Source organism: Micromonospora sp. WMMD712 (assembly GCF_029581295.1).
GTDB lineage: Bacteria > Actinomycetota > Actinomycetes > Mycobacteriales > Micromonosporaceae > Micromonospora > Micromonospora carbonacea.
Genome location: NZ_CP120743.1, coordinates 1,844,565 through 1,858,781, shown reverse-complemented (window position 1 = coordinate 1,858,781; position 14,217 = coordinate 1,844,565). Strand labels below are relative to the sequence as shown.

Sequence of the window (14,217 nt, the reverse complement as noted above, 5' to 3'; positions counted from 1 at the left end):
CCGTGCCTGCGGCACGGGCCCTTTCGGCGTGGCCTGGTCAGGGCGTGCGGAACGCCCCACGACACGTCAGGACGCGAAGAACGCCCGCGGGTCGGCGACGAGCACCCCGTGCTCGGTGAGGCGCTCGATCAGCCCGGACGGCGAGGCGTCGTAGACGATCGCCAGGGCGCGCAGGTCGTCGGCGCGGATGGAGAGCACCCGGCCGTTGTAGTCGCCCCGCTGCTGCTGGATGGCGCGGGCGTACCGGGCGACGTAGGCCAGGTCCTCGGAGGCGTCGTCGTAGAGCCGCTCCAGGTCCAGGACGATCTTGCTGGTGGGCTCGTGTCGCACCCCGCTGCCGTCGGGCAGCAGCTCGGAGACGGGCACCCGGTAGAAGTCGGCCAGCTCGGCCAGGCGGGACACCGTGACGGCGCGGTCACCGCGCTCGTACGAGCCGACCACCACGGCCTTCCACCGCCCGTTGGACTTCTCCTCCACTCCCTGCAGGGACAGGCCCTGCTGCTGGCGGATGGAGCGCAGGCGGGCGCCCAGCGACTTGGCGTATTCAGAGGGCATTCGGACACTCCCAGTGCTGCTCGGGGTTCACCCCGCGATCGCTACGGAGCGTGACGGTACGGGGATTGCGACAACTGGTCAAGTGGTCGGGACCCTACCGTTGGGCTGGGCGGGGGGAGTTGTACCGATTCGCCAGCCTGATTCTGGGGTCAGTGCCGGCGTCGGGTGGTCCCGTGACCGCTGGTAACGTGGCACGCAGCCCCCGACCGGGCCGCCCGCGGCCCGCCGGAGGCGTCAGACGTCCTTTAACGACCCGTCCCGTGAGGCGGGGAAGGAGGTCCGCCGTGGCCTACCCGTCGGCTGCCCACCCGTCGCCACCGCGACAACCCTCGGTGAAGGTGATCCTCGCCGCAGCGGACGTCTCGCGCGTGGTCGACCGCATCGCACACCAGATCCTCGAGAAGACCCAGGGCGCCGCCGGCACGGTGCTGCTGGGGATTCCCACCCGCGGCGTGCCGCTCGCCCGGCGGCTCGCCGCCCGGATCGGCGCCTTCGAGGACGTCGCCATCCCGGCCGGTGTGCTCGACATCACCCTCTACCGCGACGACCTGCGCCGGCACGCCACCCGCGCGGTCGGCCCGACCCAGCTGCCGGCCGGCGGGATCGACGGCAAGCGGGTCGTCCTCGTCGACGACGTCCTCTTCTCCGGCCGCACCGTCCGGGCCGCGCTCGACGCGCTCAGCGACGTGGGCCGCCCCGCCTCGGTGCAGCTCGCCGTCCTGGTCGACCGGGGCCACCGGCAGCTGCCCATCCGCGCCGACTACGTCGGCAAGAACATCCCGACCGCGCTGGCCGAGAACGTGAAGGTCACCCTCGCCGAGACCGACGGCGTCGACGAGGTCAAGCTGTACGGGGAGGCGACCGCCGCATGATCCGCCACCTGCTCTCCGGCGCCGACCTGGACGCCGCCACCGCCACCCTGATCCTGGACACCGCCGCCGAGATGGCCACGGTCGCCGGCCGCGAGGTCAAGAAGCTGCCCGCGCTGCGCGGGCGGACCGTGGTGAACCTCTTCTACGAGGACTCCACCCGCACCCGGATCTCGTTCGAGGCGGCGGCGAAGCGGCTCAGCGCCGACGTGATCAACTTCTCGGCCAAGGGCTCCAGCGTGACCAAGGGCGAGAGCCTGAAGGACACCGCGCTCACCCTCCAGGCGATGGGGGCCGACGCGGTCGTCGTCCGGCACCCCGCCTCGGGCGCCCCGCACCGGCTGGCCGACTGGGTCGACGGCTCGGTGGTCAACGCCGGCGACGGCACCCACGAGCACCCCACCCAGGCGCTGCTCGACGCGTACACGATGCGGGCCCGGCTGGGCCGGCTCGCCGGCCTGCACGTCGCGGTCGTCGGGGACGTGCTGCACTCCCGGGTGGCCCGCTCCAACGTGCTGCTGCTGTCCACCCTCGGGGCGAAGGTCACCCTGGTCGGCCCGCCCACGCTGATCCCCGTCGACATCGCGCAGGCCCTCGCGCCCGGCATCGACGTCTCCTACGACCTCGACGCCGTGCTGCCGAACGTCGACGTGGTGATGATGCTGCGGGTGCAGCGGGAGCGGATGACCGACTCCTACTTCCCGTCGGCCCGCGAGTACGCCCGCCGCTACGGCCTCGACGCGCCCCGGATGCGCCGGCTGCCGGAGCACGCGATCGTCATGCACCCCGGGCCGATGAACCGGGGCATGGAGATCACGCCCGAGGTCGCCGACTCGCCCCGCTCCACCATCGTCGAACAGGTCGCCAACGGGGTCTCTGTGCGGATGGCCGTCCTCTACCTGCTGCTCGGGGGGAACAACCTGTGACCGCGTACCTGATCACCAACGTGAGCGTCGTCGGCGCCGCGCCGACCGACCTGCTGATCCGCGACGGCGTCGTCGCCGAGACCGGCGCCGGCCTCACCGCGCCCGACGCCACCCGGGTCGACGGCACCGGGCTGGTCGCCCTGCCCGGCCTGGTCGACCTGCACACCCACCTGCGCGAGCCCGGCCGCGAGGACGCCGAGACCGTGGAGTCCGGCTCCCGGGCGGCGGCGCTCGGCGGCTACACGGCGGTCTGCGCGATGGCGAACACCTCCCCGGTCGCCGACACCGCCGGCGTGGTCGAGCAGGTCTGGCGGCTCGGCCGGGAGGCCGGGCTGGTCGACGTGCAGCCGATCGGCGCGGTCACCGTCGGCCTGGCCGGCGAGCGCCTGGCCGAGCTGGGCGCGATGGCCGACTCGGCGGCCCGGGTGCGGATCTTCTCCGACGACGGGCACTGCGTCGCCGACCCGAAGCTGATGCGCCGGGCGCTGGAGTACGTCAAGGCGTTCGACGGGATCATCGCCCAGCACGCCGAGGAGCCCCGGCTCACCGAGGGCGCGCAGATGCACGAGGGCGAGGTGTCCACCCGGCTCGGGCTGACCGGCTGGCCGGCGGTCGCCGAGGAGGCGATCATCGCCCGGGACGTGCTGCTCGCCGAGCACGTCGGCAGCCGCCTGCACGTCTGCCACGTCTCCACCGCCGGCAGCGTCGAGGTGCTGCGCCAGGCCAAGGCCCGGGGGGTACGCGTCACCGCCGAGGTGACCCCCCACCACCTGCTGCTGACGGACGAGAAGGCGGTCACCTACGACCCGGTGTTCAAGGTCAACCCGCCGCTGCGCACGGCCACCGACATCGCCGCGCTGCGCGCCGCCCTGGCCGAGGGCGTGATCGACGTCATCGCCACCGACCACGCCCCGCACGCCGTGGAGGACAAGGAGTGCGAGTGGGCGTACGCCCGGCCGGGCATGCTCGGTCTGGAGACGGCGCTGTCGATCGCGCTCGACGTGCTCGGCCCGCAGTGGGACCTGATCGCCGAGCGCATGTCGCGCGCCCCGGCCCGCATCGCCGGGCTCGACGGCCACGGCGTCGACCCGGCCCCCGGCGTGCCGGCCAACCTGACCCTGGTCGACCCGGCCGCCCGCCGGGTCATCGAGCCCGCGGAGCTGGCCAGCCGCAGTCGCAACACCCCGTACGCCCGCATGACGCTGCCGGGTCGCATCGTGGCGACCTTCCTGCGCGGCGAGCCGACGGTCCTGGACGGAAAGGCTGTTAACTAATATGGAGAAGCGCAGGAGCGCGATCCTGGTGCTGGAGGACGGGCGCACGTTCCACGGCGAGGCGTACGGCAGCATCGGCGAGACCTTCGGCGAGGCGGTCTTCAACACCGGCATGACCGGCTACCAGGAGACGCTGACCGACCCGTCCTACCACCGGCAGGTGGTGGTGCAGACCGCCCCGCACATCGGCAACACCGGCGTCAACGCCGAGGACGACGAGTCCGCCCGCATCTGGGTGGCCGGCTACGTGGTGCGCGACCCGGCCCGGGTCGCCTCGAACTGGCGGTCCACCGGCGCGCTGGCCGACCGGCTCGCCGCCGAGGGCGTGGTCGGCATCAGCGGCGTGGACACCCGCGCGCTGACCCGGCACCTGCGCGAGCGCGGCGCGATGCGGGTCGGCGTCTCCAGCGTCGACGACGACCCGCGCGCCCTGCTGGCCCGGGTCCGCCAGGCGCCGCAGATGGTCGGCGCGGACCTCTCCGCCGAGGTGAGCACCGCGCAGCCGTACGTCGTCGCGGCCGAGGGCACCCACCGGTTCACGGTGGCAGCCCTGGACCTGGGCATCAAGCGCAACGTGCCGCGCCGGCTCGCCGCGCGCGGCGTCACCACCCACGTGCTGCCCGCCGGGTCGAGCATCGACGACCTGCTCGCCACCGGTGCGGACGCCGTCTTCTTCTCGCCCGGTCCCGGCGACCCGGCGACCGCCGACGGCCCGGTGGGGCTGGCCCGGGAGGTGCTCGCCCGGCGGATCCCGCTGTTCGGCATCTGCTTCGGCAGCCAGATCCTCGGCCGGGCGCTCGGCTTCGGCACCTACAAGCTCGGCTACGGCCACCGGGGCATCAACCAGCCGGTGCTCGACCGGGCCACCGGCAAGGTCGAGGTGACCAGCCACAACCACGGGTTCGCCGTCGCGTGGCCGGGCCGCGAACAGGAGCAGGGCGGGGTGCAGGTGCCGGGTGCGCGGGCCGGCGCGGTCGTGCCCGACCAGGTGATCGACACCGAGTTCGGCGGCGTCGAGGTGTCACACGTCTGCCTCAACGACAACGTGGTCGAGGGGCTGCGGGCGCTCGACGTGCCCGCCTTCACCGTCCAGTACCACCCGGAGGCGGCGGCCGGCCCGCACGACGCGGACTACCTGTTCGACCGCTTCGCCGACCTCATCGAAGGCCGGAGCAACAGCGAGGGGCGCGCGCATGCCTAAGCGGACCGATCTCAAGCACATCATGGTCATCGGCTCGGGGCCGATCGTCATCGGGCAGGCCTGCGAGTTCGACTACTCGGGCACCCAGGCGTGCCGGGTGCTGCGCAGCGAGGGGATCCGGGTCAGCCTGGTCAACTCGAACCCGGCGACGATCATGACGGACCCGGAGTTCGCCGACGCCACCTACGTCGAGCCGATCACCCCGGAGTTCGTCGAGCTGGTCATCGCCAAGGAGCGCCCCGACGCGCTGCTGCCCACCCTCGGCGGGCAGACCGCGCTGAACACGGCGGTCGCCCTGCACGCGGCGGGCGTGCTCGACAAGTACGGCGTCGAGCTGATCGGCGCGAACATCGAGGCGATCAACCGGGGCGAGGACCGGCAGCTGTTCAAGGACATCGTCGCCAAGGCGGGCGTACGCCTGGGCCTGGCCGACCCGGCGGGACTGGTGCCCCGCTCGCGGGTCTGCCACTCGATGGCCGAGGTCGAGGCCACGGTCGCCGAGCTGGGCCTGCCGGTGGTGATCCGGCCGTCGTTCACGATGGGCGGCCTCGGCTCCGGCATGGCGCACACCGACGCCGACCTGCGCCGCATCGCCGGGGCGGGCCTGGCCGCCAGCCCCGTGCACGAGGTGCTCATCGAGGAGAGCGTGCTCGGCTGGAAGGAGTACGAGCTCGAACTGATGCGCGACCGCCACGACAACGTGGTGGTCGTCTGCTCGATCGAGAACGTCGACCCGATGGGCGTGCACACCGGCGACAGCGTGACCGTCGCCCCGGCGATGACGCTGACCGACCGGGAGTACCAGCGGCTGCGCGACCTCGGCATCGCGGTGCTGCGCGAGGTCGGGGTGGACACCGGCGGCTGCAACATCCAGTTCGCGGTGAACCCGGCCGACGGCCGGATCGTGGTGATCGAGATGAACCCCCGGGTGTCGCGCTCGTCGGCCCTGGCGTCGAAGGCGACCGGCTTCCCGATCGCGAAGATCGCCGCGAAGCTGGCCATCGGCTACACCCTCGACGAGATCCCCAACGACATCACGTTGAAGACCCCGGCGGCGTTCGAGCCGACCCTGGACTACGTGGTGGTGAAGATCCCCCGGTTCGCGTTCGAGAAGTTCCCCGGCGCGGACCCGGAGCTGACCACCACCATGAAGTCGGTGGGCGAGGCGATGAGCCTCGGGCGCAACTTCACCGAGGCGCTCAACAAGGCGATGCGCTCGATGGAAACCAAGGCGTCGGGCTTCTGGACCACCCCGGACCCGGAGGGCGCGACGAAGGAGAACACGCTCGCCGCGCTGGGCATGCCGCACGACGGCCGGCTCTACACCGTGGAGCGGGCGCTGCGGCTCGGCGCGTCGGTCGCGGAGGTCTCCGCCGCGTCCGGCGGGATCGACCCGTGGTTCCTGGACCAGATCGCCGCTCTGGTGGAGCTGCGCGCCGAGATCGTCGACGCCCCGGTGCTCGACGCGGACCTGCTGCGCCGCGCCAAGCGGGCCGGCCTGTCCGACCGCCAGCTCGCCGCGCTGCGCCCCGAGTTGGCCGCCGAGGACGGGGTGCGCACCCTGCGCCACCGGCTCGGCGTCCGCCCGGTCTACAAGACGGTGGACACCTGCGCCGCGGAGTTCGAGGCGACCACGCCCTACCACTACTCGACGTACGACTCGGAGACCGAGGTCGCGCCGTCGGCCCGGCCCAAGGTGATCATCCTGGGCTCGGGGCCGAACCGGATCGGCCAGGGCATCGAGTTCGACTACTCGTGCGTGCACGCCGTCCAGGCGCTGCGCGCCGCGCCCGTCGGGTCGGCCGCCGCCGGCGCGGGTGGCGGCTACGAGACCGTCATGGTCAACTGCAACCCGGAGACCGTGTCGACGGACTACGACACGGCCGACCGGCTCTACTTCGAGCCGCTGACCTTCGAGGACGTCCTGGAGGTCTGGCACTCCGAGGACTCGTCCGGCAAGGCGGCCGGCGGGCCGGGCGTGGTCGGGGTGGTCGTGCAGCTCGGCGGGCAGACCCCGCTGGGCCTGGCGCAGCGGCTGAAGGACGCCGGCGTGCCGATCGTGGGCACCTCCCCGGAGTCGATCCACCTGGCCGAGGAGCGCGGCGCGTTCGGCGCGGTGCTGGCGCGGGCCGGGCTGCGCGCCCCGGCGCACGGCATGGCCACCTCCTACGAGGAGGCGAAGGCGATCGCCGCCGAGATCGGCTACCCGGTGCTGGTCCGCCCGTCCTACGTGCTCGGCGGGCGGGGCATGGAGATCGTCTACGACGACCCGACGCTGCGCGACTACATCGGGCGGGCCACCGACATCTCCCCGGACCACCCGGTGCTGGTGGACCGGTTCCTCGACGACGCCATCGAGATCGACGTGGACGCCCTCTGCGACGCCGACGGCGAGGTCTACCTCGGCGGGGTCATGGAGCACATCGAGGAGGCCGGCATCCACTCCGGCGACTCGTCCTGCGTGCTGCCGCCGATGACGCTGGCCGGCTCGCACCTGGCGCAGGTGCGCCGCTACACCGAGGCCATCGCCCGGGGGGTGGGGGTGCGCGGCCTGCTCAACGTCCAGTACGCCCTCAAGGACGACGTGCTCTACGTGCTGGAGGCCAACCCCCGCGCGTCGCGGACGGTGCCGTTCGTGTCGAAGGCCACGGCGGTGCCGCTGGCCAAGGCGGCGGCCCGGATCGCGCTCGGCGCGACGGTCGCCGAGCTGCGCGCGGAGGGGCTGCTCCCACCGACGGGCGACGGCGGCACCCTGCCGGCCGACGCGCCGATCGCGGTGAAGGAGGCGGTGCTGCCGTTCAAGCGGTTCCGCACCCCGACCGGCAAGGGCGTGGACTCGCTGCTCGGCCCGGAGATGAAGTCCACCGGCGAGGTGATGGGCATCGACACCAAGTTCGGGCACGCCTTCGCCAAGAGCCAGTCCGCCGCGTACGGGTCGCTGCCGACGTCCGGGCGGATCTTCGTCTCGGTGGCCAACCGGGACAAGCGCGGCATGATCTTCCCGATCAAGCGCCTCGCCGACCTGGGCTTCGAGATCGTGGCGACCGCCGGCACGGCGGAGGTGCTGCGCCGGCACGGCATCGCCTGCGAGCAGATCCGCAAGCACTACGAGGCCGGGGCGGGCGCCGACGCGGTGTCGATGATCCTCGCCGGCGACGTGGCGCTGGTGGTGAACACGCCGCAGGGCTCCGGGGCGAGCGCCCGCTCCGACGGCTACGAGATCCGCAGCGCGGCCGTGACGGCGGACATCCCGTGCATCACCACGGTGCCCGGCGCGGCGGCGGCGGTGATGGGCATCGAGGCCCGCATCCGCGGCGACATGACCGTGCGTCCGCTCCAGGACCTGCACGCCACCCTGCGGGCCGCCCAGTGACCGCCGGCACACCGGGGAGCGGCCGGTGATCTTCGAGCGGGTGGTGCGGCCCGGGCTGTTCCGGCTCGGCGGCGGCGACGCCGAGGCCGCCCACGAGTGGACGCTGCGCCGGCTGGCCGCCGTGTCGCGGTCGCCGGTGGCGCTCGCCGCGCTGCGGGCCCGCTACGCCGTGCGGGCGCCCCGGACCGTGTTCGGGGTGGACTTCCCGAACCCGGTCGGGCTGGCCGCCGGGATGGACAAGGACGGCGCGGCGCTGCCGGCGTGGCCGGCGCTGGGCTTCGGCTTCGTCGAGGTCGGCACGGTCACCGCGCGCGCCCAGCCGGGCAACCCCCGGCCCCGACTGTTCCGGCTGCGCGACAGCGAGGCCGTGGTCAACCGGATGGGCTTCAACAACGCCGGGGCGCGGGCCCTGGCGGACCGGCTGGCGGCGCTGTCCCGCCCGGTCGGCGCGCCGCTGGGGATCTCGCTCGGCAAGTCCAAGGTGACCCCGCTGGACGAGGCCGTGGAGGACTACCTCGCCTCCTACCGGGCGCTGCGCGACCACGGCGACTACTTCGCGGTCAACGTCTCCTCGCCCAACACCCCTGGCCTGCGCTCGTTGCAGGACCGCGCCCACCTCGACGCGTTGCTGGCGGCCCTGGTGGGGGAGAAGCCGGTGCTGGTGAAGATCGCCCCGGACCTGACGGAGCCGGCGATCGCCGAGCTGTTGGAGGTCTGCCTCGACCGGGGCGCGGCCGGGGTGATCGCCACCAACACCACCCTGGCCCGCGACGGGCTCGCCCCCGCCGACCGGGAGCGCGGCGGGGAGGCGGGCGGCCTGTCGGGGCGTCCGCTGGCGGCGCGCGCCCGCGCGGTGGTGTCGTTCGTGCACCGGGAGACCGGCGGGCGGCTGCCGGTGGTCGGCGTGGGCGGCATCGTCGACCCCGACGACGCCGCGCGCATGTTCGACGCCGGTGCGGCCCTCGTGCAGCTCTACACCGGCTTCATCTACCGGGGCCCCGGCCTCGTCCGGGCCGCCGCCCGGGCCGCCGGGCCGTTGCCCGCGCCGGTGCCCTCGGGCGGCCGGTCGTGACCGGGGAGCCGGCCACAGCGGGTCCCGCCGGGGGCCGGAGGGGGCGCGGGTGACGCCGGAGGAGATCCTCGCCGCCGACCGGGAGCACGTGTGGCACCCGTACGCGCCGCTGCCCCCCGCGACGCCCCCGTACGTGGTGGCGGGCGCGCGGGGGGTGCGGCTGCGGCTGGCCGACGGGCGGGAACTGGTCGACGGGATGTCGTCGTGGTGGGCGGCGATCCACGGCTACCGGCACCCGGTGCTGGACGCGGCGGTCGTCGACCAGCTCGGCCGGATGAGCCACGTGATGTTCGGCGGGCTCACCCACGAGCCGGCCGTGCGCCTGGCGCAGACGCTGGTCGAGCTGGCCCCGGAGGGGCTGGAGCGGGTCTTCCTGTGCGACTCGGGCTCGGTGAGCGTCGAGGTGGCGGTGAAGATGTGCCTGCAGTACCAGCGGGCGCTCGGGCGGCCGGAGCGCCGGCGGCTGGGCACCTGGCGGGGCGGCTACCACGGCGACACCTTCCACCCGATGAGCGTCTGCGACCCCGAGGGCGGCATGCACCACCTGTGGGGCGACGTGCTGCCCCGGCAGGTCTTCGCGCCCGTGCCGCCGGCCGGCTTCGACACCCCGCCCGACCCGGCGTACTGCGCGGCGCTCGCCGACGCGGTGGCGCGGCACGCGCACGAACTGGCCGCCGTGGTCGTGGAGCCGGTGGTGCAGGGCGCGGGCGGGATGCGCTTCCACCACCCGCACTACCTGCGGGTGCTGCGCGAGGTGACCCGCGCCCACGGGGTGCTGCTGGTCTTCGACGAGATCGCGACCGGCTTCGGCCGCACCGGCACGATGTTCGCCGCCGAGCACGCCGGGGTGAGCCCCGACGTCCTCTGCGTCGGCAAGGCGCTCACCGGCGGCTACCTGACGCTGGCCGCCGCCCTGTGCACGGCGGAGGTGGCGGCGGGCATCTCCCGCGACGGGGTGCTCGCGCACGGGCCCACGTTCATGGCCAACCCGCTCGCCTGTGCGGTCGCGAACGCCTCCATCGGCCTGCTGCGGGCCGGAGACTGGGCGGCCGAGGTGTCGAGGGTGGGCGCGGCCCTGCGCGCCGGCCTGGAGCCGCTGCGGGGCGCCCCGGGCGTGGCGGACGTCCGGGTGCTGGGCGCGATCGGCGTGGTCCAGCTCGACCACGAGGTGGACGTGGCGCGGGCGACGGCCGCGGCGGTGGACCGGGGGGTGTGGCTGCGGCCGTTCCGCGACCTGGTCTACGCCATGCCGCCGTACGTCGCCGACGACGCGGACGTCTCCCGGATCGCCACCGGGATGGCCGCCGCCGTGGCGGCCGGCTGACCGCGTCCCGCGCGGGTGGCGGCATGAGCGTGATCGGACAGGCGTGGCGCGCCGGCGGACGCCGGACGCCCGGAGGAGTCGAGAGGAAGAGGCGCGATGGAGACCTTCGGTGACCGGTTGCACCGGGCGATGGCGCAGCGCGGCCCGCTCTGCGTGGGCATCGACCCGCACCCGGGGCTGCTGACCCGCTGGGGGCTGACGGACGACGTCGACGGTCTGGAGCGGTTCTGCCGCACCGTGGTGGAGGCCCTAGGCGACCGGGTCGCGGTGGTCAAGCCCCAGTCCGCGTTCTTCGAGCGCTTCGGAGCGCGGGGCGTGGCGGTGCTAGAGTCAACTATCCGACAGTTGCGGGATTCTGGCTCGCTCGTTCTGCTCGACGTCAAGCGCGGGGACATCGGCTCCACGGTCGCGGCGTACGCCTCCGCGTACCTCGATCCATCCAGCCCGCTGTATGTCGACGCGGTCACCGCGAGCCCCTACCTGGGAGTAATGTCGCTGGCCCCGATGTTCGAGCTCGCCGCCACGCACGGCGGCGGGGTGTTCGTCCTGGCGCTCACCTCCAACCCCGAGGGCGCCGCCGTGCAGCACGCCCGCGGCGCCGACGGGCGCACCGTCGCGCAGGCGGTGATCGACGAGATTGCCCAGCTCAACCGGGGTGCGCAGACGATGGGCAGCTTCGGTCTCGTGGTCGGGGCGACCATCGGCGACACCGGCCACGACCTGTCGGCGGTGCGCGGCCCGCTGCTCGCCCCGGGGCTCGGCGCGCAGGGCGGCACGGCCGCCGCGCTACGGACCGTGTTCGGCGCGGGCCTGCCGTGGGTCCTGCCGTCGTACTCCCGCGAGGTGCTGCACGCGGGGCCCGACGTGGGTGCTCTGCGGGCCGCCGCGCAGCGGGCCCTGACCGACTGCCGGGCGGCTCTCGGCGGCTCCTGACTGAGTGGCGGCTCGGTCATTTTGCCGTGGTCGTGGCGTGCCCACGTTGCCGAATGCGTCCGCGACCGCTAGTTTTCCCCGCGCTGGGAACCACGGACCCCTTTGGTTTCCGGCGACTCCACGTTTCACATCTGCGGCGTGGCGTCCCGCCCGTCGCGACAAGGACCTGAGGAGAACTGGTGCCCCTCCCGTCACTTACCCCCGAGCAGCGCGCAGCTGCGCTCGAGAAGGCCGCGGAGATCCGCAAGGCCCGCGCTGAGCTGAAGGAGCAGCTCAAGCAGGGCAAGACCACCCTCGCCGCCGTGCTGGAGCGGGCCGAGGGCGACGACGTCGTCGGCAAGCTGAAGGTCTCGGCCGTCCTGCAGGCGATGCCGGGCATCGGCAAGATCCGGGCGACCCAGATCATGGAGAAGCTCAAGATCGCCGACAGCCGTCGCCTGCGTGGCCTGGGCGAGCAGCAGCGCAAGGCCCTGCTCGGCGAGTTCGCCGCCAACTGAGCCCGGCGGTTCGCCGCCGACCGCACACGGCACCGTGTAGAAACGAGCCGTGAGCACGGATGACGAGGCGCGCCCGGCGGCTCGGCTCACCGTCCTGACCGGACCCTCCGGGGCCGGCGTGGGCAGTGTCGTCGAGCCGTTCCGGGCGCGTTCTCCGTCGGTCTGGATCCCGGTGCCGGCCACCACCCGGCCCCGCCGGGCGGGCGAGGTGGACGGCGTCGACCGGGTCTTCCTCGCCCCGGCGGAGTTCGACCGCCTGATCGCCGCCGGCGGGCTGCTGGAGTGGGCCCGCGTCGGGCCGTACGCCCGCGGCACCCCGGCCGCGCCGGTGGCCGAGCGGCTCGCCGCCGGCCGGCCGGTGCTGCTCCCGCTCGACCTGCCCGGCGCGCTCGCCGTCCGCGCGGCGCGCCCCGACGCCCGGCTGGTCCTGCTCGCCCCGCCCGGCTGGCGGCCGGCGGCGGTGGCCCCGGCCGGCGACGCGCACGTCGTGGCGCACGACCACACCGGGCGTGCGGTGGACGAGCTGGTAGGCTTGTTCGGTTCTTCCTATCTGGCTCCGGCCCGACCGCGGCGGAGCGGCTGAGTGACCCCACCAACCGCGTCCGCGCGGTTGGGCCAGACGAACCGCGTCCGCGCGGTGCCGACAGACGCAGAGGTTTAATTCGTGGGATCCATCGCCAACCCCGAGGGCATCACCAACCCGCCGATCGACGAGCTGCTCGAGAAGACGACGTCGAAGTACGCCCTGGTGATCTTCGCTGCCAAGCGCGCCCGTCAGGTCAACGCCTACTACAGCCAGCTCGGCGAGGGCCTGCTGGAGTACGTGGGCCCGCTCGTGGAGACCACCCCCCAGGAGAAGCCCCTCTCCATCGCCATGCGCGAGATCAACGCGGGCCTGCTCACCGCCGAGCCGACCGACCAGCCGTAACCGCGCCGCGCGCCGATGTCCGCCGAGATCGTCCTCGGGGTCGGCGGCGGCATCGCCGCCTACAAGGCGTGTGAGCTGCTGCGGCTCTTCACCGAGTCGGGCCACCGGGTCCGCGTGGTGCCCACCGCGTCGGCGCTCCGCTTCGTCGGGGCGCCGACCTGGGCGGCCCTGTCCGGCCAGCCGGTCGCCGACGACGTCTGGGCCGACGTGCACGAGGTCCCGCACGTCCGGCTCGGCCAGCGGGCCGACCTGGTGGTGGTCGCCCCGGCGACGGCCGACCTGCTCGCCAGGGCGGCCCACGGCCTCGCCGACGACCTGCTCACCAACACCCTGCTCACCGCCCGGTGCCCGGTGCTGCTCGCCCCGGCGATGCACACCGAGATGTGGGAGCACCCCGCCACCGTGGCCAACGTCGCCACGCTGCGCTCCCGGGGCGTCCGGGTCATCGAGCCCGCCGTCGGCCGGCTCACCGGCGCGGACACCGGCAAGGGCCGGCTGCCCGACCCGGCGGAGATCTTCGCCGTCGCCCGGCGGACCCTCGCCCGGGGCCCGCACGCCCCGGCCGACCTCGCCGGCCGGCACGTGGTGGTGACCGCGGGCGGCACCCGCGAGCCGCTCGACCCGGTCCGGTTCCTCGGCAACCGCTCCTCCGGCAAGCAGGGCTACGCCTTCGCCCGGTCGGCGGTCGCCCGGGGCGCCCGGGTCACCCTCGTCGCCGCCAACGTGGCGCTCGCCGACCCGGCCGGCGTGGACCTGGTGCGGGTCGGCACCACCGAGGAGCTGCGCGAGGCCACGCTCCGCGCGGCCGCCGACGCGGACGCCGTGGTGATGGCGGCCGCGCCCGCGGATTTCCGGCCCGCCACCTACGCCTCGGCCAAAATCAAGAAAACGGAGGCGGGGGCACCTACGATCGACCTCGTCACCAACCCTGACATCGCCGCCGAGTTGGGCCGGCGCCGCCGACCGGAGCAGGTGCTGGTGGTGTTCGCCGCGGAGACGGACGACGCGGAGGCCAACGGCCGGGCCAAGCTCGCCCGCAAGCGGGCCGACCTCGTCGTCGTCAACGAGGTCGGGCCGGACAAGGTCTTCGGCGCCGAGACCAACGCGGCGACCGTCATCGGCGCGGACGGCGCGGTGCACCCGATGGCCGAGCAGTCCAAGGAGGAACTGGCCGACGCCGTCTGGGACCTCGTCGTGGCGCGCTGGTCGTCTTCCCGAGGGGTGACGGGGTAGCGACCATTCCAGCGCGCCTTTAGCCCGGGTGA

General features: G+C 74.0%; 13 protein-coding genes. 12 read left to right on the top strand and 1 reads right to left on the bottom strand.

The window, feature by feature from the left end; all coding sequences use genetic code 11:
- Positions 1 to 66: 66 nt before the first annotated feature.
- Positions 67 to 555 carry a transcriptional regulator gene (locus O7633_RS07695; protein ID WP_007075816.1) on the bottom strand — a complete coding sequence of 163 codons (489 nt, stop codon included), beginning with the start codon at positions 553 to 555 and terminating at the stop codon, positions 67 to 69.
- A 284-nt stretch (positions 556 to 839) separates the two neighbouring features.
- On the opposite strand from O7633_RS07695, the gene pyrR reads away from it, so the two are divergent.
- The 12 genes from pyrR to coaBC all read left to right on the top strand — a co-directional run bounded on the left by pyrR (position 840) and on the right by coaBC (position 14,185).
- Complete coding sequence (gene pyrR / locus O7633_RS07690; RefSeq protein WP_178065567.1) at positions 840 to 1,427, top strand: bifunctional pyr operon transcriptional regulator/uracil phosphoribosyltransferase PyrR; 588 nt, start codon at positions 840 to 842, stop codon at positions 1,425 to 1,427.
- Positions 1,424 to 2,350 (top strand): aspartate carbamoyltransferase catalytic subunit, encoded by a 927-nt coding sequence (locus tag O7633_RS07685; protein WP_043967966.1) that lies wholly within the window; start codon positions 1,424 to 1,426, stop codon positions 2,348 to 2,350. The genes pyrR and O7633_RS07685 overlap by 4 nt, the downstream gene beginning before the upstream one ends.
- A complete protein-coding gene (locus O7633_RS07680; protein ID WP_282327026.1) occupies positions 2,347 to 3,624 on the top strand; it encodes a dihydroorotase in 1,278 nt (425 codons plus the stop codon). Before O7633_RS07685 ends, O7633_RS07680 begins: the two co-directional genes overlap by 4 nt.
- 1 nt (position 3,625) lies before the next feature.
- Complete coding sequence (gene carA, locus O7633_RS07675; RefSeq protein WP_282327024.1) at positions 3,626 to 4,825, top strand: glutamine-hydrolyzing carbamoyl-phosphate synthase small subunit; 1,200 nt, start codon at positions 3,626 to 3,628, stop codon at positions 4,823 to 4,825.
- Positions 4,818 to 8,198, top strand: coding sequence for a carbamoyl-phosphate synthase large subunit (carB, locus tag O7633_RS07670; RefSeq protein ID WP_282327023.1), 3,381 nt, complete (start codon positions 4,818 to 4,820; stop codon positions 8,196 to 8,198). The genes carA and carB overlap by 8 nt, the downstream gene beginning before the upstream one ends.
- Before the next feature lie 25 nt (positions 8,199 to 8,223).
- Positions 8,224 to 9,270 (top strand): quinone-dependent dihydroorotate dehydrogenase, encoded by a 1,047-nt coding sequence (locus tag O7633_RS07665; protein ID WP_282327022.1) that lies wholly within the window; start codon positions 8,224 to 8,226, stop codon positions 9,268 to 9,270.
- Between the two features lie 49 nt (positions 9,271 to 9,319).
- Complete coding sequence (locus O7633_RS07660) at positions 9,320 to 10,594, top strand: adenosylmethionine--8-amino-7-oxononanoate transaminase (RefSeq protein WP_282327021.1); 1,275 nt, start codon at positions 9,320 to 9,322, stop codon at positions 10,592 to 10,594.
- 96 nt (positions 10,595 to 10,690) lie between these two features.
- Complete coding sequence (pyrF, locus tag O7633_RS07655; protein ID WP_282327019.1) at positions 10,691 to 11,527, top strand: orotidine-5'-phosphate decarboxylase; 837 nt, start codon at positions 10,691 to 10,693, stop codon at positions 11,525 to 11,527.
- Positions 11,528 to 11,706: 179 nt separating this feature from the next.
- A complete protein-coding gene (gene mihF / locus O7633_RS07650) occupies positions 11,707 to 12,024 on the top strand; it encodes an integration host factor, actinobacterial type (protein WP_007075824.1) in 318 nt (105 codons plus the stop codon).
- A 49-nt stretch (positions 12,025 to 12,073) separates the two neighbouring features.
- Positions 12,074 to 12,607, top strand: coding sequence for a guanylate kinase (locus O7633_RS07645; RefSeq protein WP_278127626.1), 534 nt, complete (start codon positions 12,074 to 12,076; stop codon positions 12,605 to 12,607).
- An 81-nt stretch (positions 12,608 to 12,688) separates the two neighbouring features.
- Positions 12,689 to 12,952, top strand: a complete 264-nt coding sequence (gene rpoZ, locus O7633_RS07640) for a DNA-directed RNA polymerase subunit omega (protein WP_007075826.1) — start codon at positions 12,689 to 12,691, stop codon at positions 12,950 to 12,952.
- A 15-nt stretch (positions 12,953 to 12,967) separates the two neighbouring features.
- A complete protein-coding gene (gene coaBC / locus O7633_RS07635; protein ID WP_074478668.1) occupies positions 12,968 to 14,185 on the top strand; it encodes a bifunctional phosphopantothenoylcysteine decarboxylase/phosphopantothenate--cysteine ligase CoaBC in 1,218 nt (405 codons plus the stop codon).
- The last annotated feature ends 32 nt before the right edge of the window (positions 14,186 to 14,217 follow it).

What these genes read in the sequence shown, in the direction of transcription:
- coaBC (WP_074478668.1), top strand. Translation starts at nt 12,968, where the DNA reads ATGTCCGCCGAGATCGTCCTCGGGGTCGGCGGCGGCATCGCCGCCTAC.
- O7633_RS07695 (WP_007075816.1), bottom strand. Translation starts at nt 555, where the DNA reads ATGCCCTCTGAATACGCCAAGTCGCTGGGCGCCCGCCTGCGCTCCATC.
- O7633_RS07685 (WP_043967966.1), top strand. Translation starts at nt 1,424, where the DNA reads ATGATCCGCCACCTGCTCTCCGGCGCCGACCTGGACGCCGCCACCGCC.
- carA (WP_282327024.1), top strand. Translation starts at nt 3,626, where the DNA reads ATGGAGAAGCGCAGGAGCGCGATCCTGGTGCTGGAGGACGGGCGCACG.
- pyrF (WP_282327019.1), top strand. Translation starts at nt 10,691, where the DNA reads ATGGAGACCTTCGGTGACCGGTTGCACCGGGCGATGGCGCAGCGCGGC.
- carB (WP_282327023.1), top strand. Translation starts at nt 4,818, where the DNA reads ATGCCTAAGCGGACCGATCTCAAGCACATCATGGTCATCGGCTCGGGG.